Consider the following 22,300-nt stretch of genomic DNA (forward strand, 5'->3'; position numbering starts at 1 on the left):
TGAAGCAGCTAGTCATAAGAACGGATCGGGGACTCGAAGCGCACATGATTGTGACTTACCAGGTGACGCCGGGTTGGTAAAACCGGACCGCAATCAGATCGGTTTAATTTTCTCGTCGCTTCCCGTCTTTCTCTTGCTAACATATTTTTGACTTGAGGCGCTCCGTCCTCATGGACGAAAGCACTTATCCTGCTATCCAATTTTTGGGGTCCACTTCTCCATGGGCCGGTTGATCGTGTCCTCGGTGGTCTCGTCGTTCTCTTCGGCGTTCATGCCTTCGAGCCGGGGATCTCCGGGGACAACACCTCGACCAGCTCAGCGACGACCTGGAGCTCGCCCTCGTCAGCTTTGGTGATGATGATCGGATCGAACTCACGATTCACGGGCTCGAGTGTGATCTTCTCGTGCCGCCAGGAGTCGCCGGCTTGGGCCTTCTGGCTTCGGTATCGCTTGACGGTGTAGCGCTGGCCAGTTTCGACGTCAGTGGCGTCCCGGAGTTGGACGAGCACGGTCTTGCCCTGTCGCGTACCCGCGACTGGCGCACGGAAGAGGCACCAGGCGCCGTCGGGAATGGCCGGTTCCATGGACTTGCCGACGACCTGAGCAACGAACATCCCGGGCCGTAGGCGGTGACGCGACTCAAGGGCGACCCAGTCGAAACCGTCGTCTTCGATGTGCTGCGGATCGCCGAAGGCGCCGGCGGCGGCTTTGAGCGGGACGAGCGGTACGCAAGTGACGTACTTCTCCTCCAGCGCCGGCTCCACGAGTCGTAGCGGGGGCGCGGGGACCACGATCGGTGCAGGGGCGGCGGAAACCGGTGCGCCAACGTCGCTTCTCTCGGCGTGAGATCGAGCCACCTCCTCGCCCGCGGGAGGGAGGGCATCGCCCGCATCGACTCGGTCGAACCAGGACGTGTCACCCTTCACCGCGCGTTGCTTCTCTTTCCCTACCAGATACTTGGCGATGCGCGCGATGGCCCGAACGACGGCGTTCTTGTCGTCGAGCTCGAACGACCGCACCACCACCACTTCGTACCCGAGGTTGTCCAGCTTGGCCCGGATGGCCCGGTCCTTCTCCGCCTGCTCGGAGTTGCCGTGGATGTGCCCCGCCATGCCGTCGAGGTAGATGCAGATGCCCGGTTCCTCCCCGTCACCTCCGGCGTAGAAGAAGTCCGGGATCGTTTCTCCATACCCGGCGCCGAGGTTGATGGGTTGTTGGCAGAGCGGCGCAGACAGACCCGCCTCGCCGAGGAACTGCTTGAAGCGGTTCTCGATCCAGGTCTGGCCCTGGCCCGTTGTTGACTGCGTCCTCGGCAGCTTTTCCGGGATGGGGTGCGTCTCGACGAGAGGCCCGCTGGCGGCTTCGAGGATCTGGGTCGCGACGTGGCGATCCAGGTACTCGTGGTAGAAGCGGTTGCGGTAGGTCTGGAGGCAGTCCACGCATGAGGACTCGCAGGCACCCGGACACTGGGTGAGCAGCTCCAGCGCCGAGCTCCGCACTTCTTCCCATCGCTCGGCGAGGTGCTCGAGCAGGCCCGAGCCGCCGGGCATCGGGTCGTAGAGGAGCACGTCGCAGGTATCCTCGCCGATATGCCCGAGCGCAAGCAGCTGCAGGTCCTCGATCTCCATATCGAGGACACGCGCCGCCCCCATGCGCACCGCCTCCACCACGCTGAAGCCCATCTTCCGATCCTCGACGTCGTGCAGGCCGAGCACGTCCACCTCGACATCCGCGTAGAAGCCGGTCGGCTGCACGACATGCCCGCAACGCTCCAGGTGCAACGCCTCGAACTCCTCACGGGATTTCCGGCTCGCAAAGGGGGAATGCGACTGGCCGCAGGCGAGGCAGAGCGGGAAGCCAAGCCGCGTCTGCTCGACCTCCTTGCGCGGGCCCACGTTCACGAGGCGAAGCTGGACGCCGCGCCGGAAGCGTAGGTCGAGGTCTCCCCAGGTCCAGGCGGTGCCGCCGCGGTGATAGCCACGGTCGTTGCCATAGGTGGCCACCGGCATCTGAAAGCGGAACTCCTCCTCATCGGAGATCTGCGACTGTGAGGGAAGGATCACGTCGCACACCGGCACGGCTCGCAGCTCCTGCTCGGCGAGCGGCGCCGTGGCGATGTCGGTGCCCACCTCCTGCACCACCTGCTGTTCCACGACTACACGGAACCGCAGCGTCTCCTCGGGCGTGAGGAGGAAGCGCCGCGGCACGAAGCGGAAGCCGTTGGCGTAGATGGCGTTGCCGGGCACGAACTCGCGCAGCGCCAGCGTGGGCGGACGCGGTAGGTCGAAGTCGTCGAGGCCCTGGGTCATACGCGGAGGCTCCGCCGTGCCGACCAGGCTCCCCGACTCGAGGCCATAACCCGGCAGGAAGCCCTCACGGGCGAGCGCGCCCATGGTCTCGGAGTCGTCGGGGCCACCCTGCGCCTTGCCGCGCGCCCGCGAGTAGGTTCCCTTGAGTCGGGCGATGACCTTCTCGCAGCGTCGCTCATGAGCCTTGTCTTCCGGGTCGAGGTCACCCTTCTTCAACTTGACGGCGGAGAGTCGTCTCAGCTCGCCCAGGGCCCAGTCAAGGCGCCGCATGAAGCGCGCCAGCACGGCCTGTAGCGAGGCCGGCATCTCATCGAGGATACGTTCGAGCAGAACGACATCGACCGCAGCGGTATCCTCGGCGGGCCAGACTTCTGTAAACGAGCGTGTCAAGGCATCCAAGAGTGCGCCGCGGTGCACGGCCATGAGTTCGCGGAGGTCCGAAAGATCGCGAACCTCTTCAAGCACATCTCCGCCTGGTGTGAATAGGTAACTGCGCAGCGTCGGGGGAAAGCAGCGACCGAGCGTCTCATCGATGGCGCGACGGGTCCCGGCGTCCGCGCTTCGTGCCAGGCCGTACAGCGCAGTCAGCACGGTCGCATGCACGTGCTTGCGGATCATCACCGCGTTCTTGAGGTTGAAGCGTGGCGGCTCTACCTGCCCGCCGAGCAGCTTCAGCGGCTCGCGGAAGTAGGCCTGGTCGAACCCTGTCGCCTGCGCGTAGGTCACGTCGACCGCCATGCGGTGCCGGCGCCCCGCGCGGCCGACGCGCTGCCAGTAGTTGGCGGCGGTCGGCGGCACGTTGCGCATCAGCACCGCGTCGAGCGCGCCGATATCGACCCCTAGCTCGAGTGTAGGCGTGCACACCAGCACGTTGAGCTGCTCGCCTTCGCCCTTGAACTGGTTCTCGATGCGCTCGCGCTTGTCGTGAGGGACCTGCGCCGAGTGCTCCGCCACGCGCAACATCGCATAGTCGCCGTCGAGCACGCGCAGATCGAAGTCGTCGTGCGCCTCGTTCTCCCACGCCAGGTGTCCGCCGCATCGCCAGGCCATGCAGAGCCCGGTCGGTCCCTGCCGGATCGTGGTGCGCCGACATTTGTCGCAGCGATAGCGACCCGAATGCGCGTGGAGGGCGAGCTTGTTGCTGTCGATCTGAACCGTCCCCGCACTGCCCTTCAGCGGCTTGCCCCAGCCGGAGAGCGTGACTGGTACGAGCACCTTCTGCTCGCCCAGGCTGGCCCACAGCTCCTCGAGGAAGCTTTCGAGATCGTGCTCGGGTACACCCCATGCCGCGACCGCGTTCCACACCTGTGTCGGCCGGCTGCCGACCCACTGGCTGACGCGAGCCGGAAGGTCCGCCGCGCCACGGCGCAACTTCGCGCCCTTGGGACCGCCTGGGAAGGTGGGGAGGTAACCATACTGCACCTCCTTGTCGCCGCTGTTCCACATCGTCTCGAAGAGCTTCGTCGATTCGTCGTGGAGCACTCGGATGCGGCGCAGATGGTCGAGGAGCGCGGCGATCCCTTCGGCGAGGGCGGCCTCGGAAACGCTGAGCAGCGGGGCCCATTTCGTCACGAAGGGCAGCTCGGCCGTGACGCCCCGATAGCCGACCTTCAGGCGTCCCCACGGCTCGAGGCCGAGGCGCTGCTTGACGCCCGTGGCGACCTCACGAAGCACTTGGATGCGCAGGAAATAGAGACGCTCTTCCCGGTGCTTGGTGCCGCTCTCGTCGAAAGGCACCACCTGCCACACCTCGGGCAAGAGCGCGCGCGACAGTTCGCGATCCTTGTCGAGCAGATCGTCGAGGGCATACACCACGTCGCCGATCGAGGTGTCAGTGCCATCCGACGTGATCTGCTGGGCCATCAGCGCCCGCAGCCGGAAGCGACGGGCGTGGTCGCGCATCCAGCCCGCCTGGAAGGCGGCGTCCTGGCGGTTGTCCGCGAACACCAGCAGCCGGGGCCGCTCCGAGAGGTGCACCATCGACTGCGCCAGTACGTGCACGTCCGACACGCTCACCGCGCGCACCGGGCGAGCCGGTTCGCGGTAACGTCCCCCGCGCGGACGTTTGCCAGGCGCCTGGCAAGCGACGCACGAGTGGAGCAGCCCGGGGTACTCCTCCTTCGTGCGAACCACCTGCATGGCCACCAGCGTGTTCTGCACGTTGCAGGCCGCGCAGGTATCGGTACGCTCTTCCTGGAGCGAGCCGCAGTGGCTACACCCGAACATGGGATGCAGCCGGCGATGCTCGTAGTCGTGGCCGGTGGGCGGCAACACGTCGCCGTCCTCGTCGACCTCTTCGGTGTCATCCTCCTCGTCCGGGCTCACGATCAGCCGGTCGACGAGCAGCACGCGATCGCCGCCACTCTCCTCGGGCACGTGCTCCCACACGCGAACGCTGCCGACCAGGTCGCCGCCGGTCGGGCCGGCCTTGACGCCGGCTGCGAGGGCGAAGTCCTTGACCCAGGTCTCGTAGTAGTGCTGGCCGCAGGTGGTGCACGTGATGATCGGAAAGCGCCGGTAGCCTTCACCGAGCTCGGCGTCGGCGTCCTCGCCGGAGAGCCAGAGCCGGGCCGCCGCGTTCGCGCCCGAGAAGGTGACGACGGCGCCGCCTACCCCGCGCACGAAGGTGTGCACCACCGGGCGCAGCCACGGATCGTGCCCATCGCGGCCGCTGGCAGCCCCAAGCGCCAGCCAGGCCAGGATCTCTGGCTCCGGCACCGTGCGCCCGAGCGCCTGCGCGAGCAGCTCCGGAATCTCCACCAGGGGGCGCGGCTTCGCCAGCACCTCGGCGAGCTGATACACTAGCTCGTTGCTGGCGAGCTGGCTTGCCAGTGAATCCTGCCAGCCGTCCTGGCGAAGCCCCGCTCCGCCGAGCGCCAAGAGCTGCGTCGAGACCGCCTGAGCGACTTCCGCGTCGGGCGCGTCGACTGCTTTCAGGATCGCGGCGAGCACCGCGTGCGGGTCAGCCGGGGGGCCGTCGGGAATACCGCGTCGCTCGTTCCAGCGCAACTCGTCGTAGACCTCGCGCACGAGCGTCACGCGCGCGCCGTCGACGCCGAAGAAACGACGTGCAAAGTCCTTCGCCGGGGCTTCACCGCCCTCGGGATCGGCGATGGTCGCCGAGGTGGCGACGTGGCGAACCTCGTGGGCCTGCTTGCCGCAGAAGGTGCGCAGCCGGCGGATCAGGCACGCGGTCTCGGCGCCCTGCGCGCCGCGGAAGGTGTGGGCCTCGTCGAAGACCAGGAACTCGAGTGGCGCGCCCGCGAAGATGCCCACGTCCTTGCCGCGGGTCAGCAGCAGCTCGAGCTGCTTGACATTGGTAAGCAGGATGCGCGGCTGCCCGCCGTCGGCGCGCATCGCTCCGCGGCTCGCCCGCTCCTCGGGCGGCAGGAGCGTGATCGTCTGTCCCGTCTCGCGGATCTGCTGCAGACGCTCGTGGTAGGCAGTGTTGGTACTCCCTGCCGGCATGCGCTCACCGCGGACCCCCGCCTCCTCCGCGGGGGTCTTGCCAACGTACATGCCGAAGGGGATGCCGCGCCCGGCGAGCAGCCCGCGCAGGCGTTCGAGTTGATCCTCGGCCAGCGTGTTCATCGGGTAGACGATGACCGCTACCACTCCGGGCGGCGCACCCGCATCCTGCAGCTCGAGGCACCGGCTGATGACGGGATAGAGAAATGCCTCAGTCTTTCCCGAGCCGGTGCCGGTTGACATGAGCGTCGTGCGGCCCGCGTGGACCGCGCGGATGGCCTGCTCCTGGTGAGCACGCAGCTTTGGATAGGGCGCCACCGCCTGCATGTGCGGATGGAACACCCCGCCCGCGACTAACTCGGCCACCGTGGCGCCCTGCTTAAAGGGGCGCGAAAGGCTGACGAAGGGGCCCTTGCGGAGCGGGGTCTTGCGCGTCTCCTCGAGCTCGAGCAGCGCGCCGAGCTGCGCATAGAGATCGGGATCGGCCAGCGGGTAAGTGGTGAGCTGGTAGTGAACGAAGTCATCGACGACCCGCTCGGTGAAGGCAATGGGGTTCAGAGCCATGACGCGGTTCCTTTCTCCAGCTTGTTGCGGCGCAGCGGTCCTCGCGACCAGTGCTCGTCGATCGCCTGGGTGAACTCGGCGCGCACGAGCTTGGCACGGGCGGTGGTGAAGCCATCAGCTTCCTGTCGGACGACCACGCCTTCGATTGCGCTACCCCCCACGCGGGACGCTCCCGACAAGAGTGGATCGAGCTGTTTGATCGAGAAACGCCCCTTCGCCAGCCGTGGCACAGGGCTCAGACCCAGCTCCTTCAATAGCGCGTCGCGCCTCTCGGTGTCCCAAAACCTGTCGAGCGCGCGATCGTAAATGTCGAACCCGAGAAACCAGTCCGGGAGGCCGTCATAGATCACGCTGTGGATGGCGTAGCACCACTCTCCGAAAAGCATGAGGTGCGGCCACAAGGCGTTCGCCAACCCCGGCTCCCGCACCGGCAGCCACGGCCAGAGCGGGCGGAACTGCGGGTGGGCGTGATCGCAATCGAGATAACTGCCGCGGTTCTGCACCCGCAGCTCGCCGTCTTCGGTGGTCGAGAACCCGACGTTCGCTCCGTCGACCTTCTCCTCCACGACGACATCGCCGGCGAGCAGTGCCTGAGCTTCATCGGCCGCAAGCACCTTGTCGTCCCGCGGCCGCCCTTGCCCGAGCCAGGCGAGGTGAGGGGTGGGGGGGAAGCGAAAGAAGGCCGTCATCACGTCATCTTCTCGTTGAACTTCGCCTCGATCGCTTCGGGACACAGGAAGTGAACCACGACGCCGATGTCCTCCAGTGCCCCCCGCCAGCCCCACCATTTGCTGTCGAAGGACTGCAAGATCGGCGGACGCTCGGCGTGCGCGGCCGCGACGGCGAGGAACTTGCGGTCCGAACGGTCGTAGACGGTGCCGCCCCTGGGCGCCGGCAATTCGTCGTAGTCCTCGGGGTCGCTCGTCTTCGGTGTAATGGCGACCCGCGTGACGCGCTGATCGCTCCACTCGTGAGTTAACAGCCACCTCAGGAACGCATCGCCCGGTCCCGGCTGCCCTCTCGCGCAGAGGTTCCGGCGGTACTCGCCCACAATCTTCGATGAGCCACCTCCGTGATCGACGAAGACGTGACCTTTTGTCATCACTGCCTGAAGCGCCTTCGCGCTCGCTGCGACACAGGTCGGAGGCGCTCCTGGGTTCGCACCATTGGCCGTGGTTGCCACGTTCGTGTCAACGACGCACCGCATGGGAACCGCCGTCACTAGGCGCCCCCCGTCTGCATCCGTCTCGCCTGGGCTTCGGTGCGGGCGACCAGATCGCCCATCTCGTCGCCGAAGAAGTTCTCGGGCCAGTTCTTGATGTTCCCGAAGAGATCGACGTCGAGCTCCTCGATGCGCGCCTGGGCGCCCTCGGTGTGCACGAAGTACAGGGCCGCGTCTTCCTGCGCGAGCTCTTCTTCCGCGATGCGTCGTTGCAGCCGTCGAAGAAAGTGCTCCGAGTGGCTCTCGATGATGAACTGGCAGTCGCGTGCGACACCTCCTTCCCGCGCACGGATCGCGTCCACGAAGAGGTCGGCAAGATCAGCTTGCACTCGCGGGTGCAAGTGAATTTCGGGTTGCTCGAAGATCACGATCGAGCGACGCGGCACGTAGAAGCACTCGACGATCACGGGGAGCACCTGACTCACGCCGAAGCCAACATCGGTCAGCTTGACCTCCGGCAGCTTCGCACTGGTCTGGACGAGGACCTCGTACTCCTTTCGATGCTGCCCGAGGGCCTTCACCTGGAAGGCATGAATGAGGCCCATCGCCTTAAGCCGTTCAGCAACAACCTGCTCCAAAGGCTTGGTCTTGCCCCTCAACCTCAAGTTGAAGGTGCGCTCGCCCGAGGCGAGGATCGCCTCGATCGCACGATCGCCGCGGGCACCGACGTGATCCGGTATCTCGCCGGACCAGAGGTAGAGCCGCTTCGGATACTCTCGGAGCGGACCGACGTAGACGACGCTCTTGAGCATCCTCTCGAGTTCCAGCACGATGTCCGCGGCGAACGCGGCGTTCTGGTAGTACGCGGCCACCTCATCCGGGAAACCATAGAAGCGGAGCGGCTCGGGAAGGGCCCAGGCACGGCCGGCGTGCCGCGTGAGAGGGTACTGCGACGATGACAGCTCGAACTCCGGCTTCTTCCGCTGCCTCTTGGCGTCGATCTTCTCGCCGACCGCGAGGTCGACGACGCACTGGCCCCCACGTCGCAGCTCGTAGCGAAACCAATTCGTGCGCGGCTGATGCTTGGCGTCCGATACGAGGCGTGCCGAGAACTCGATCGCGTCACCCGAGTACTCTTTTTTGGCGAGCGGATCACGAATCGAGAGCTCCTCGCCGAGTGACCAGCCGAGGGTGAACTCGAGCGGCTGCGCGACGTCGTGTCCATGCATCACATCGTCGTAGGTGCCGGCATCCACGAGGGTGCGGCTGTCGCCGAGCTGCAGGGCGCGCTGTCTGTCCGAGGACTCTGCGGTCTGCTTCAGCAGCAGCAGGAGCTGCGGGATGCTGGTCTTTCCAGCGCTGTTGGTACCGAAGAGCACGGTCAACGGAGCCAGCCGGATGTCGCCCGTGTCCTTCCAGGCCTTGAAGTTCTTGAGTCGAAGTTTGGTGAGCATTCCGGGTCTCCTAGTCGAACAGCTTCTGCTGGCGGTCGGCCGGCTTCGGGGTGCTCGGCGCCGGCTTGGCGGGACCCGCTGACGTCGCGGCCGGGCCGTCCGTGTGTTGCCCGCCGGTACCGAACCGTCGCTCGAACTCCGCGTCGCCGAGGATACCCCGCGCGTGGCGTTCGCATTCAGCCCAGCTCTCTTCCGGCGTCTGAGCGAGCTGCCAGTCGAGGAAACGCGGGCCGAGGCGGCTCGCGACGGGCTGCGGCTCTCGGGCGCGGTCGTCGTGGCCGAGGCCGTGGTCGGCGAGGCGCAGCTTCTCGGGGAGCATCCAGCCCTCGCCATCGTTCAGAGCTGCGAAGGCCGCGATGCCGGCGTCTCGGTCCCCGCCGTGTTCGGAGAGGGTCTCGAGCGCGTCGAAAGCCTCGAGCGCGAGTACCGGGTGGCGCAGCTCGGGGTCTTCGGCCTTGTCGACGCGCCAGAAGCCCTTCGGGTCGAGGGCACGGCAGAAGGCCTTTTCCGTGAGGCGCTCCTTCGGGTGGTCGCAGTCGCGGAGGATCCAGCGGAGGTCTTCGCGCGAGAGGCCGTAGAGCGCGGCAACGATTGCATCGAGGATGCAGCGGAGGCGGAGGCGTTCATGAGTAGTCAGAGCACGCGCACTGGCACTCGGATAAATCTCGGCACACTTTCTGACAACAGCGCTAAACATCGGCAGGCCAAGTTCCAGCCGGGCCGTAAGTTCCTTCAAAAGTGGCATCCCGGAAGTCTTTACCAGAGGTTGTTCGTGAAGCACGAATGGGTTCAATGAACCCGCGCCAGCACTGCCACTCAGACGCTGGCGCATCACGTAGTCAGCGCTATAGCTATTGAGAACTGCCGAAAGGGCAACTAGGGTCGTAATGTCATCCGCACTAAAGAACGGTGTCTTGTTGTTGCACGGGAGACGAGGCAACAGCGTTCCAATTATCGTCCGCATGTTCGTTGCGTTCGTGAGATCACGAAACGCTAGTCGCAACCCATTGTCCGGCTTGCCTTGCTCGACGAAGTCGCGACGTTGCACTAGGTACCTCGGTGACACCACTGGGTGGCCGTCGGCACGATCTAGCTCCTCCCATGCACTCTTGTACGTTCCTCCCGACGCAATGCCCTTTCGTGCTGGGTCATGCTGGTAAATCATCGCCCCCTGATAGAGCGGCAGCAGCACATCCCCCTCCGGTCCGATCCAGCGCCCGTACTCGTCCGGCTCGTAGCCCGCGGCCTCGGCCTTGTCGCGCGGGATGAAGAGCTTGGAGTCGTTGGTCATGTGGAACTCGGTCGCGTATTTGATGCCCCACCCGTCGGGTCCGTCGTCGCCGAGCAGCACGCTGTTGGCGTAGATCTTCGTCAGCACCTCGAGGTCGCGGTCGCTCTGGATTTCGAGCACCGAGAGGCTTTTCGGGCTGAAGGCGTGGATGCGCTCGGCCGGGTACGCGAGCGCGCCCTTCGCCTCGCTCCAGTCCTCGAGCTCGTGGCGCATGAAGGCGGCGCGGAGCACCTCGGTCCGGCCGCCCTTCTGCGCGATGGTCACCGCGAATTTGAATCTGCTGTCGATATCGAAGAGCTTGTTGCGGTTCTCGAAGCCGTAGAGCCAGCGCCACGCACAGCGCTCTAACAGCAGCCGGCGCAGCTCGACCGCGCCCTTGTCGGTGTAGAGCCCGCTCGGCGTGATGAGGCCGAGCTGGCCGCCGGACTTCAAGAGTGCGTGCGCCTGTTCGACGAAGAGCTTGTAGCTGTTGAGGTCGGCGGAGCCCTGGTGGCGGAAGGCGTGCTCGGGGTCCGAGAGCCCCGTCTTTCTCGCGCGTGCCGCAGCCCATTGCTTGTGCATTTGGCGCGTGGTGTCCGCCTTGCGCGGTACGAGGCCGACCTGTGGCCGGCCCTGGGGGTCGTCGGCATCACCGAAAGGCTCGCCGGCGTGGCGCACGAAGTTGCCGGCGTCCTTGAACGTCCCAACGTGGTCGAGCCATTGGCGCTCGAAGGCGGCGTCCCGGCCGAACTCCTCGCGCTGCCAGAGCAGCGCCTCCTGCTTGCCGTAGGAGCGGTAGAGCGGGTCGCGATCGCTGAAGAACTCCTTGCTGCTCGGCTTCTGGACCTCCCACGGCGGGTTCGCCACGACCGCGTCGAAGCCCGCGCCCGGCTCGCTGAAGACGTCCGGAAATTCGAGCTCCCAGTGGAAGAAGCGCTTGGTGTCGCGCAAGCCGCGGACGATCGCGCGTGCCGCGTCCGAAGGCGCGGGCAGCGCCGCGGGGCCGGGCGCCTCGTCGAGCCGATCGAGTGGCCAGAACCACAGGGCGCACCAAGTATCGAAAGCTTCCCTGACACGCGCGAGCGCCGGATCGGGCGCGACCTGAGTGCGCCAGATCTCCGCTCGTTTGTCGGGCTGCGAGGCCGGCACCTTGCGCAGGCGTCGGTACAGCTCGCGCACGCGGTCGATGGCCGCCTTGAGGTCATTGTCCGACACGCTGACGGCCAGCAGGTTCAGCTGCCCGTTGAGAAGATTCACCTGCTCCGCGACGACCGCCCTGCGCTTCTCCTTGAGCGCCCTGGCCCAGACGTCGTCCGCGTGGGTCACGCCGCGCCACTTCTCATCGGGGCTCTGCCGCCACCATGCAAGCAGCGGGTAGTCGCGGAAGCGATCGAGCCAGGTGCCGACCAGCGCATCGCCGCAACGCAGTTTGTGATCGAGGAAGGTGAAGGGCAGGCGACGGTCGAGGGTCTCGACCCACAGCGCCACGCGCGCCAGTTCGACCGCGAGCGGGTCCCGGTCCACGCCGTAGAGGCAGTGCTCGACCACCGCGCGGCGCACGATGGCCTCCAGGCGTTCCTCGAAGCCGTCGGTCGGCAGGCTGCGGTCGGCCTCGGGCAGCAGCTCGCAGTGCACCGTGGCGCGGCCATTGACCCGCTCGACCCGCTCGTGCACATGCAACGACTCGACGACGGCCTCGGTGAGCACGCGCAGCGCGGCGACGAGAAACGACCCGGACCCCATGGCCGGATCGCAGACCTTGAGCGAGAGCAGCGCCTCGGGCGCGCGCAGCGTGTGCACTTCGCCTTGCGCCTGTCCATGGAGGAGCGGCTCCAGCGTGCGGCGCACGGTCGGCAGCGTGAGCTGCGGGCGGGTATAGAAGGTACCGGCGCCCTTGCGCGTGCCGCCCCAGCGTACGAGGTAGAGTTCGCCAGCGAGCTTGATGTCGGCGACGAGTTGGTGTGCGGCCGCGTCGAGCTGGGCTCCGAAATCTGCCAGAGCGACGGCCGCTTTGCTTTTCGGCTTCCGGACCAGCTTGCCCACTTCGGCAGCGCGCCGACCCCAGCGAATCGCGCGGGCACGAGCCGCGGCACGGATGTCGTCGACCTCGGTCTCGTCGGCCAAGGCTACGTGGTCCATGTCCTCGGCCGCCGCGCCGTCCTCATCTTCCACGTCCGTGTCGTCCTCCGACACCACGACGTCCTCGGCCTCGTCACCTTTTTCCTCATCCACGTTCGTGGCTTGTTTCCGGACTTTGGCCTTCTCGACCAGCGTGGCGAGGGCCTGGTCGTCCATCGCCTCCAGGCGGTCAAGCGGCAGGGCGGGCTGGTCACCGAGGTTGAGGAAGAGGACGGGCTCGTCGCCGGCGCGGTGCAGCTCGTAGTCGAGCAGGCCCTCGTAGAGGATGCCGATGTACTCGCTGGTCAGCTCGGTGAAGTCCACCGGCGCGGCCACGCTGCGCCAGCTCGCACCCTCGCGGATCCTCTGAGTGGTGCGGGTGAGCAGCACCAGCACGCGGTGGATCACCTCATCGTCGGGCGGCTCGGGCAGGGCCTCGAGCAGCGTCAGCGCACGCTGCACGCCGTCGCCATTGGCGTCGCCCGGACGGAAGAGGTCGCCACCGTAGGCCGGCAACGTGATCGCCGGGTGCGGGGAACCCTGATGGAGCAGGCGAAAGAGCGCCAGCAGACGGGGCCAGGCCATGTGGCGCGCCTTACGGCGCTCGGACGTCAGGCGGTCGAGCTGGTCGAGCAAGCCGCGCAGCCCGTAAGCCTGGTGGTAGATGGGGTTCCCGGCCGGGAGCAGCTCGCGGGCCTCGGCAAAGAGCGTGACCACGAGCCGCATGACGAAGTGGCAGGCAGCGACGTAGAGGTCCTTGCTCGCGTGCTCGTCCCACGCGGCACGCACCAGCGGCTCGCGGCTGCGCAACAGGGTCTCCACGGCGCGGCGCACGCGCTCGCCGAGCTCCTTGCTGAGCTTCGTCTGGCCCCGGCGCGTGTCGCGGATGGCGGAAAGCAGTGGGCCCTGTTCGGCATCGGCACGCACGAGTGCGGCAGGCGACAGCACGCGCCGCAGCACCGCCAGCTCGTCCGAGAGCTGGTCGGCGTCGAGCCAGCGCTCGGCCTCCCACTCGGCCCAGGCCGAGCTGTCGGTGTCGGCCCAGACGAGGCGCCACTGCCGGCCGTTGGTGAGCAATCCGAGGGGAATGGCGCGCCGGCGCAGGTACTCGACGACCTGCGCCGCCGGGCGCCGTCCGTTGCCGACGCCGATGCGCGTGGCGTCTGTCGTAAAGACGACGAGCACCTCGCCCGCCGGGCCGGTCCAGCGACGCCGGGGTTTCTGCACCGTCCCGTCGAGCAGCTTCTCGGCGTCGGCGGCACCGAGCGCGCTGCCCTTCTGCCAGCCATCCCGCAGACCGCAGGCATCCTCGAGCACCGAGTCGAGCAGCGCAGCGAGAGCGCCGGGCGCCGGTTTGTCGGGGTCCAGGGCGAGCCGCGACGAGCGCAAGCGGTCGGCGAGGCCCCACGGCGGCGCCTCGGACGCGGGCAGCCCGTCGAGCGCGGCGGGCGCCAGCAGGTTGCCGCCGTGGCGCAGCGCGGTCCAGGCGTCGTGAAGCGTCATCGCGCGCCCTCGCGCAGACGGATCTCGACGGCGATCGGGTAGACGCGGGCCTCGCCGCGCAAGGCATAGCGCTTCGGCAGCACCTGCTTCAGGGTGCGTTCGGCCTCGACCGCCAGGCGCTCCTGCACCTGTTCGTAGTGGCCGCGGCGCAGCGCCAGCTCGGCGTCGAGGTCGGCGAGGCGCTTCTGGATGTCCTGGTCGATCTCGGAGAAGAGCGAGAGCTGCCGCGCCTTCGTTCGGAGTTTCTCGGCTTCCTTGGTGATCCTGGCGAGCTGGTTCTCACCGATGGCACGCTCCAGCTCCTTACGGCGGCGCTCGAAACGCTTCTGCTCCAGGTCGCGCACCGCTTTGCCCGAGGCCTGCATTCGGGTGGCGAGAGACGCAGTCAACTCGGCCTGTAGAGATTGCACGCGAGTCTTTAGCGCATCCTCGACGTCGTCCCACACCTCGTGGGCTGCATCGCGGTCGACCGTGGTCAGCGGCGCGGCCCAATCTCGCGCCGGACGGTGGGCAAGCGCGTCGCCGAGCGCATCGCCACGCACGGGAAACGCGAGCGTGTGGACCCAGTGGTGGCAGGGTTCGCGCAGCTCGTTGACCGCCAGTTCCTCGACGGTGAGGAGCACCAGCGCGTCGGCGCCTGCGGGCACCTCGCCGGCGCGGGCGGTCCATCTCGTCGCCGCGCTTGGGCCGCCGGGGAAGCGGTAGCGAGCGAAGGTGGACATCACGCGGTGATAGAGGGCGTCGCCCAGGTGCAGGAGGCGCGAATCCGCCTCAGGTATGTAGACGGGGAGGCCATTGCGCGGCTGGACGTAGTGGGCCGCGTCGAATACAAGTGCGAGCAGGGGCCCCGATGGGCCGCCCTCGCGCAGAGCGTGGTCGACCAGCTCCTGCCAAAGCGTGGGGATGGGGTGGACGAGGCGCTCGCGTCCCGCGCCGTCGGGCTGCAACCGAGGACGTCCGACCTCGATCGCGAGCGCCGTCTCGAGCGTCTCGCGCAGGGTCTCGGGCGAGAGGTCGAGCTCGGACTTCAGGCCTTCGAGGTGCGCCAGATCCTCGGCGCCGGGCAGTGGACTACCGGCCGGAAGATCGTCCACAACCCCGGCGTTCTCGGTGCGGGCGTGGCCGATGACCCGCTCGAGCCGATCTTCGCTCGCCGCCGCGTCCTCGTCCTCGTCGAAGTGGGCGAGGATGGCCTCGGCGAAGATCTCGTCGGTGACGACTCGGTCCTCGCGCGTGCGGCTGCGCTTCTCTAACACCTTGCCGAGGAAACGCATCGAGGCGTCGTCGATGCTGTCGAAGTGAAAGATGGAGACGTCGCGCTCCTGCCCGTGCCGGTCGAGACGGCCGTTGCGCTGCTCCATGCGGGAGGGGTTCCAGGGGATGTCCCAGTGCAGCAGGCGGCGCGCGGCGCGCTGCAGGTTCAAGCCTTCGCCGGCGGCATCCGTGGCCACGAGGATGCGGGCCGGACTGCCCGGGTCGTTGAAGGCGCGCTTGACGGCGTCGCGCTCGGCATCGTTCATGCCGCCGAAGAACGCGAGCAACCAGTCGCCCTCGCCGTAGCGCGCGCGCAGTCGTGCGCGCAGGTAGTCGAGCGTCGCGAGGTACTCGGTGAACACGACCAGGCGCTCATCGCCGCGCCAGGCCTCTCCATCGCGCAGCTGCTCGTCAATGAGCGTCTCGAGCGCGCGGAGCCGGGCGTCCGCCTTTACCTTCTCGGCACGAGAGGCCACCTCGGAAGCGTGCGAGGACGGGTCGAGGCCGGGTGGCACCCGAGTCACACCGAGGGCAGAGACGTGGCGAGTAACCTCAGCGAGCTCATCCGCAACGGTGTCCTGCCACTGGCGGAGCCACGCGCCGACGGTGCGGTCCGCGTGGCGCTGTCGGCTCTCGCGTTCGGCGTCGTTGTCCGTGTCGTCGGCCTGCGCGTCACGCACGAGGGCGACGGCGCTGGCGCTCTCCTGCGGCGCTTCGAGTCCTTCCCTCAGTGCCAGCCAGCTCTGCCCGAACGCCCAGGGGCCGGAAAGCAGGCGCTTCTGCAGCACCTCGGAGGCAAAGCTCGCGGCGGTGCGGCCCTGGTGGTCGGCACCGCGCAGCGCCTGCTTGAGCGCCTTGCGGAAGTCCCGCACGGCGAGCTGGAGTGCGCGCTCGTGGGCGCCGAAGTGCAGCGCCGGGAGTGCGTCGACGTGGCGTTCCGAGAAACGCGCGGGTTCCCCCAGCACCGTGTAGCAGGCGTTGATCTCGCTCTTGAGCCGGCGGATGACGGCTTCACCGACGCGGCGACGGTCCTCGGCGTCGAGTTCAGACTTGCGCGTGAAGCGCACCGGGTCAAGCACCTCGAGCAAGCCCGAGAACGACCGGGTATGGCCGTTGTGCGGGGTGGCGGTCAAAAAGACACGATGCTCGAACCACGGCGCGATGCGCTGGAGCATCTTCGACAGGTCGGAGTCCGAGCCGAAGCTCGCCGGCGCAAGGTTGTGGGCCTCGTCCACGATGAGCAGATCCCACCGCAGGCGTCCATCCTCGTCGGGCTCCGCCGTGCTGCGGAACTGCTCGAGCACGTCCGGCTGCTTGAGGTAGTGGTAGCTGGCGATGATGCGCTCGTGCGTGCGCCATGAATTCGCGTCGACACCGATCTCACGCTGGAGCCTGAGCGTCTGCGGCCGGTCGACTACCTCGAAGGGCAGCGCGAATTTCTCCTGCATCTCGTCACGCCACTGGGTGCGCAGCGCAGCCGGGCAGAGGACGAGCACCCGCCGGATGCGGCGGCGGAGCATCAGCTCGCGCATCACCATGCCGGCCTGGATGGTCTTGCCGAGACCGACGGCGTCGGCCAGCAGCAAAGCCACGCGAGGCATTTCGAGGGCACGCAGCACCGGGACGAGCTGGTACGCCTCGGGGTAGATCGCACCGTACAGGGGAGCCGCTAGCGGGGGTCGATCGTCATCGAGCCCCGAGAACGGCAGCGACGGCGTGAGCGCCGACCAGCGGGAGGCGCGCACCATGGCGTCGAACTCGCGTGGATCCATCGGCGCCGTGTCCTCGACGCGCGGCAGCGCTGCGGGCTCGAGCACCTCGGTGCCGGGCTCGACCTCCCACAGCACCTCGTCGGACTCGGCCCCAAGCCCGTCGGTGTACTCGACCTCGACGAGGTGATAGCGCCCGGCTTCGTCGGCGTCGAAAGGCTGAACGCCCGCGATCATAGCGCGGCGATTTCGAACGACCGCCATCATGCCTTCGCGAGGGATCGCGTGCGTCATTCCGCTCTCCAGGTCACGGTGCGCTCGAGGTTGATCTTCCAGCTCTTGCCGTAAGGCGGATTGCTGAGCATGAAATCGAATTCGCGCGACGGAAAGGCGTCGTTGGCGAGGGTCGAGTGCTCCGGTCCGCCGACGATGTTGTCAGCCGCGTCGCCCTCGCCCTTGAGCAGCAGCTCGGCCTTGCAGATGGCGTAGGTCTCGGCGTTGATCTCCAGTCCGTAGAGGTGCGTAGCGACCTCTTTGCTGTGCTCCGCGGCAAGTTCCTGCGGCGTATCCTCCGCGACGGGCAGGAAGATCGGCTTCGCCATCAGCGTCACGGCGTCGCGTGGCGTCCAGTGCTCGCCCGTCTCCTCGTTGAAGCGCCGCACCAGCTCATCAAACACAGGGCCCATGCCGTGGTTGTCGAGGCCGGGGTGCTTCACTGAGCCGTCACCGCTCGGGACCGGGTTGGGGCTCAGGTTGATGTCGCGCGAGAGCAGCTTCTCGATCAGCGTGCCGAGCACGTCGGCCTTCGGAAGCCGCGGGATCTGGTTGCGGAACTCGAAGTTCTCGAGGATGTCCTGGGCGTTGGGCGAGAAGCCGTCGAGATAGGCCTCGAAGTCCGCCTTGAGCTACTGCTGGCTGGCGCGGGCCGTGAGATCGCGCAGCGTGAACTTGGACGTGTTGTAGAACGCTTGGCCGGCTGCCTGGTGCAGGGCCGGCTGCCTGGAGCCGATCCTGCAGGATCACAGTCAGCTCGTCGCGCAGCGGGCCATTGATGCAGGCCTTGCAATCGTCCCTGATCGCATCGAGGCGCGCCCGGCGCTTTTTGCCACTCAGCGCCTCGAGTTCCTCTTCCGACAAATGTTCGGTCTCAAACCACCAGCGCAGCAGGGTCTTGGAGGTTGGCGACGTGCCTGCGTAACCGCCGGCCCGCCAGTCAAAGACCTCTGTGCGTACGTTGGCGACGAGCGGAGGCAGCAGTTTTTCATACGCGCGCTCACGCAGCTCCTCGGACGCCGGAAACCAACGATGTTCTGGAGGTAAGACGTCGTACGGCGATCGGGGAAACTTCGGGTGTAGTGCCATAACCTCTTGTTGTCTCTTCCCTATTCCTTTAGACCAACCACGGACTGGGGCCGCGCAGCTCAACGCAGGCAGGGCAATCGCAGATTGCGTCTATTGTCGGCACGTGCACTAGCGGTTCGTGTCTCACCCGTGCCGGCCGCTATCTCGACGAGCATCTTGCGTTGCCCCCGATGGACTGCGCCCGTCAGGATCTCAATACAATCGGTCTGATACTCCCGCTCGACGATCCGGCGATCGATCGGCACCGAGCGTGGACCCGCCACGGCCCCCGCCGCGAACCGCCGCTCCAAGTCCTCCGGCGCGTCACGCACCACCCTATACAATACCTGCGCGACTGAAAACCAGCCTGTGAACGAATTCACGGCTTTTATGGTAAGCAATCATTACAGCATGATTACACACTTACATGCCAGCGGGGGAAGTCCCTATTTACCAGCCTTTTTAAGCGCGGCCTCGATTGTCGCAAGCGGCAGCACGAGAGATAATGGCCCGTCCAGCAGCGGCACAGCGCCATAGCTCGCGTACCATTCGGCCACCTTTTCATTGGCCCGCCGCCTGCGTGCGGCGCTGGAATTCCATTGGTGTTTGCCGGCAAGCTGCCGGGCCGCGTCGCACTGTCAAGGCTAGCGCTTCGCGCCACCCCGGCCGACAACTACAACAGCCCGCGAAGACCGGATCGAGCTGCGGGCCACCAAGGACGAAAAGCGGCTACTGGCACAGGCCGCCGCCTATGAGCGGCTGGACGTGACCAGCTTCATCATGCGCAACGTGCTGCCCACGGCCCGCGACGTGGTGGACCGGGCCGAACGCATCGTGCTCAGCGAGCGCGATACCGCGCGTGTGCTAGAGCTTCTAGAGAATCCGCCCAAGCCAACCCCTGCCCTAGTGGCCGCCGCGCGCCGCCGTGTGGCTCGGACCTGATTCCGTCGGTGGATTGGCGCGAAGAGCCTATCGGCCGGCAGCACGACCGCAAGCGCTTCGATTGCGGCGCGCCAGATCTGAACGAATACCTCAGCCGCTATGCCCGGCAGAGCCACGAATCCGGCGGTGCCAAGACCTTCGTCGCGGTATCGCCAGCGAAGCCCGTGTGCGTGCTTGGCTTCTATTCGATCAGTCCAGGCGCCATCGAGTTCGCTCGCGTACCGGCGAACCTGACCAAAAAGCTCGGCCGTTACGACGTGCCGGTCTTTCGTCTGGGGCGCCTAGCCGTCGATCGGTCCATGCAGGGCCAAGGGCTGGGAGGCGATTTGCTGCTAGCCAGCGGGGAGCGGGCGCTCGCCGTCGCATCACAGGTCGGCGGCGTCGCGCTCGCCATCGACGCGAAGGACGACAACGCGGCGCGCTGGTACGAGCGCTTCGGCGCTCTGCCTCTGCTGGACGACCCGCTCAAACTCATCCTGCCGCTCAGCGTCGTTGCCGATGCGACCAGGACAGCCGGAAAGCGGCGAAAGTGAACAGAAATCCGAGCCGTCCGTCGTATCCCCTGAGCGCCCTGGAGGCTCCCCGAGCCGCCTGTCGTGCAACGCTGGGTAGAAATCCAGACCGTAGTGCAGGTTCTTCGCGGATATGAACACATCGGCGTCCAGCAAATAACTCATGCCGTGACACCCAGCTCGCGTGCGGCCTCAAAAAACGTGGTCGTCTTGCGCACGCCCAGCATCCGGAAGGCCTCAGGGAAAGAAGTCAAGCCTTCCAGCGTGCTGGAGACGATGGCGCGGGCAAAGCGCTTGCTGGTGCGTGCGCTCAAGGAGCGATAGAAGTTGCCGCCACTCCCGCCGCGTTCCTTCAGCGTGCGCAGCCGGTTCTGTTCCTCCCGGTAGTGTCGCCACAGCGTGTCCCGATTGATGGCGCCGGCGTCGAACAGGCGGCGGAGGGCGACCAACGTGCTTACCTTGAACTCGCGCGCCAGCCTTTGGATTTCGTCTGGAATCGGCACATTGTGCTGGTGCGCTGCGCGCAGCACCTTCAAGGGCATCAGCAGTTCCGCCGCGACCTGGTTGCACCAGCGCTCGGCTTGCTGCTCGGGCACCTGGCCCGCCTGCGTATCCGAAACGCCCGTTGCGCCCAGCCACACATGGGCCAGTTCGTGCGCCAGCGTGAACATCTGCGCGGCCTTGCTGTCGGCGCCATTCATGAAAATCAGCGGCGCAAGATCGTCCGCCAGCGCAAATCCGCGAAACTCGTCCACGTCCAGCTTGCGATGGCTATTGCTGCCCACTACGGAACTCACCATCACCATCACCCCAGCGTCTTCAGCCTTGGCGATCAACTGGCGCAGGGCATCTGTCCAGGTCGGCAACTGGCGACGCGCTTCGGTGGACAGGCCCAATGTCTCGCGCAGGCGTTGCGCCATCACCTCCGGCGGGTCCTGCACGCGGGCGCTGCCGACGAATTGCAGGGCCGGCAAGCTATTCATCCGGGCATGGTTGCGATACCAGTCCTGCCGCTGCTGGCACAGGTAGAGGGTGTCCAGCAGGTCGCTGCTGGGTTCGGCGAGCACTTCGTCGCGCAGGGTTGCGAAAGTCCGGCACGGGCAGCGTGAGCGCGGGCGGCTGGGGCAGGAAGAAGTAGCCAAAGGCCGTGTGTGTGAGATGCGCGAGGTCTTCCAGTTGTTTGAGTGTAGGTTGGGCTTCGCCGCTGAGCCACAACGGCCATTTCGGAAAGCGCGCTGCCAGGTCGCAGTCATCCAGCCGCGCGCGCTGTGCCGCCCAGCGGAGCACGGGGACGGATGCGGGTACGGTGGTCATGCCTTCTCCTCGAATGGGTGCGCAAGCGTCCCATGCACCGACCCGGCGGCCAGCTCGCTCACCGTCATCGGCGAGTAAGACTTCGTTGGCGTGAAGATCTCGTGCCTCCCCAGGTGGGCGAAGAGAGAATCCTCCGCGCTGAAGGCCGACGAACCGGTGAGCACATCGAAGCGGAAGTCGCGCCGCTGGAACTTGCCCTTGCCGAGGTAACCCCACTCGGCAAAGGTGATCGGCGCGCCGCTCTGCGTGCGCATCGTCAGCGCATCGCCGTGGACGAGGTTCTGGGACAATACGTAGGATGCGGCGCGATGGAGTTCGGCCGACTCATCCAAATTCAGATACTCGGCGAAGATCTCCAGCAGGTTCGCGCGGCACTCGGCAATGTTGTCCGCAAGCAGCTCGATGCCATAGATGCACATCAGCCCGAGCAGCGCATAGTGCCGCCTGCTTGATGTTTTGAAGGGCACCCCCGGTCATGCTTGTTCTCGGTTATCGCATTACTCGCGCATATAAAGGCCCCGGTCTGATAGTCGGCCCGGCCAAGCCCGATAAAACAACCAGAACAGTTTGACCGCCGCCAATTTGCGCCACACGACCACTCCCGCCGGGGGTATTCTTTAAGACGACAATGCCGCGAACCGCTACGCCGTTGGAGGCTCTGGCGCCGCGACTGACGGGGCGGCACCGTCGTCGTCCGGTGGTCTCCCACCGGTGATTACCCACAAGTAGGGAAGATCGTCCAGTCCTCCATCCATCGTCCATTCCGGGGTCTGGCGGGGTTCAGGTGGTGTCACCGGACGCACGATCTTGACGGGTAGCTTCAGGACGATTCCCATCGCTGTATCCCCTGTTCTTGTATTGTCACGAAAGGCCCGGCATCTCCACCGCCATCCGGCGGTACAGAGTAACCACCGAAACCCGTGCCGCCACGATCGGCGGCTCGGTAGCGTTTTCCTTCGAGTGCAGATTTCTTGCACCCGGGATCGGGTAGAAGAGCACGTTCATTATCTGGACCAAAGGCGTACTCATCAGTATTTCGATCTCAGCTTACAACAGTCCGTCACAGGTCTTCGGGTTGGAGGCCGGTGCGCTTGGCAAGGCGGGCGAGCATCCGCGAGGGGCGGGTGGAGGGCCACTGGCTCACGCGACCACAACGAGCTGGGAGACCGCTTCGGGCAACGGCTCACCGTGCTACATCCGCCCTGCCAGCACAGGGATGGCAAGCGCTTCCACCTTGCGGCGGGCTTCCTGTGGATCGCGCCCATAGACCGTAACGCCGGGCGGCTCGGCGATCTCCGCCAGCCACCGTCCGCCCGTCTCCTGCCCAATCTCGATTCGGAGCATTGTCTTTTCGGTTCTGAGAATGCCGGCAGCCAGGAC

The 22,300-nt window shown here is 66.5% G+C and carries 9 protein-coding genes and 5 pseudogenes; 2 read left to right on the forward strand and 12 right to left on the reverse strand.

The window, feature by feature from the left end:
• Positions 1-269: 269 nt before the first annotated feature.
• From B7Z66_13710 to B7Z66_13755, 10 genes and pseudogenes are all read right to left on the reverse strand, one after another.
• Positions 270-6,341, reverse strand: coding sequence for a hypothetical protein (locus tag B7Z66_13710; protein OYV75206.1), 6,072 nt, complete (start codon positions 6,339-6,341; stop codon positions 270-272).
• Positions 6,332-7,030, reverse strand: a complete 699-nt coding sequence (locus B7Z66_13715; GenBank protein ID OYV75207.1) for a hypothetical protein — start codon at positions 7,028-7,030, stop codon at positions 6,332-6,334. The genes B7Z66_13710 and B7Z66_13715 overlap by 10 nt, the downstream gene beginning before the upstream one ends.
• The gene (locus B7Z66_13720) at positions 7,030-7,563 is read right to left on the reverse strand and encodes a hypothetical protein (GenBank protein OYV75208.1); all 534 of its coding nucleotides are present in this window, start codon (positions 7,561-7,563) and stop codon (positions 7,030-7,032) included. The genes B7Z66_13715 and B7Z66_13720 overlap by 1 nt, the downstream gene beginning before the upstream one ends.
• A complete protein-coding gene (locus tag B7Z66_13725; protein OYV75209.1) occupies positions 7,563-8,957 on the reverse strand; it encodes a hypothetical protein in 1,395 nt (464 codons plus the stop codon). The genes B7Z66_13720 and B7Z66_13725 overlap by 1 nt, the downstream gene beginning before the upstream one ends.
• 10 nt (positions 8,958-8,967) lie before the next feature.
• Positions 8,968-13,848, reverse strand: coding sequence for a hypothetical protein (locus B7Z66_13730; GenBank protein OYV75210.1), 4,881 nt, complete (start codon positions 13,846-13,848; stop codon positions 8,968-8,970).
• Complete coding sequence (locus tag B7Z66_13735; GenBank protein OYV75211.1) at positions 13,845-17,105, reverse strand: hypothetical protein; 3,261 nt, start codon at positions 17,103-17,105, stop codon at positions 13,845-13,847. Before B7Z66_13735 ends, B7Z66_13730 begins: the two co-directional genes overlap by 4 nt.
• Positions 17,102-17,821: pseudogene (locus tag B7Z66_13740) on the reverse strand (hypothetical protein). The gene B7Z66_13735 and the pseudogene B7Z66_13740 overlap by 4 nt, the downstream one beginning before the upstream one ends.
• Before the next feature lie 115 nt (positions 17,822-17,936).
• Positions 17,937-18,173, reverse strand: a pseudogene (locus B7Z66_13745) (hypothetical protein).
• Positions 18,174-18,232: 59 nt separating this feature from the next.
• On the reverse strand, positions 18,233-18,487 hold the full coding sequence (locus tag B7Z66_13750) for a hypothetical protein (GenBank protein OYV75212.1): 255 nt from the start codon (positions 18,485-18,487) through the stop codon (positions 18,233-18,235).
• A gap of 111 nt (positions 18,488-18,598) precedes the next feature.
• Positions 18,599-18,718, reverse strand: a pseudogene (locus B7Z66_13755) (GNAT family N-acetyltransferase).
• Positions 18,719-18,848: 130 nt separating this feature from the next.
• Between B7Z66_13755 and B7Z66_13760 the strand changes: the two are divergent.
• Both B7Z66_13760 and B7Z66_13765 read left to right on the forward strand, forming a co-directional pair.
• On the forward strand, positions 18,849-19,094 hold the full coding sequence (locus tag B7Z66_13760) for a hypothetical protein (protein ID OYV75213.1): 246 nt from the start codon (positions 18,849-18,851) through the stop codon (positions 19,092-19,094).
• An 8-nt stretch (positions 19,095-19,102) separates the two neighbouring features.
• Positions 19,103-19,627, forward strand: a complete 525-nt coding sequence (locus tag B7Z66_13765; GenBank protein ID OYV75214.1) for a GNAT family N-acetyltransferase — start codon at positions 19,103-19,105, stop codon at positions 19,625-19,627.
• Between the two features lie 140 nt (positions 19,628-19,767).
• Here the strand turns inward: B7Z66_13765 and B7Z66_13770 are convergent.
• Positions 19,768-20,920 (reverse strand): annotated as a pseudogene (locus B7Z66_13770) (DNA-binding protein).
• Positions 20,917-21,366, reverse strand: a pseudogene (locus B7Z66_13775) (restriction endonuclease subunit M). The pseudogenes B7Z66_13770 and B7Z66_13775 overlap by 4 nt, the downstream one beginning before the upstream one ends.
• Positions 21,367-22,300: the final 934 nt, after the last annotated feature.

Source organism: Chromatiales bacterium 21-64-14 (assembly GCA_002255365.1).
Lineage (GTDB): Bacteria > Pseudomonadota > Gammaproteobacteria > 21-64-14 > 21-64-14 > 21-64-14.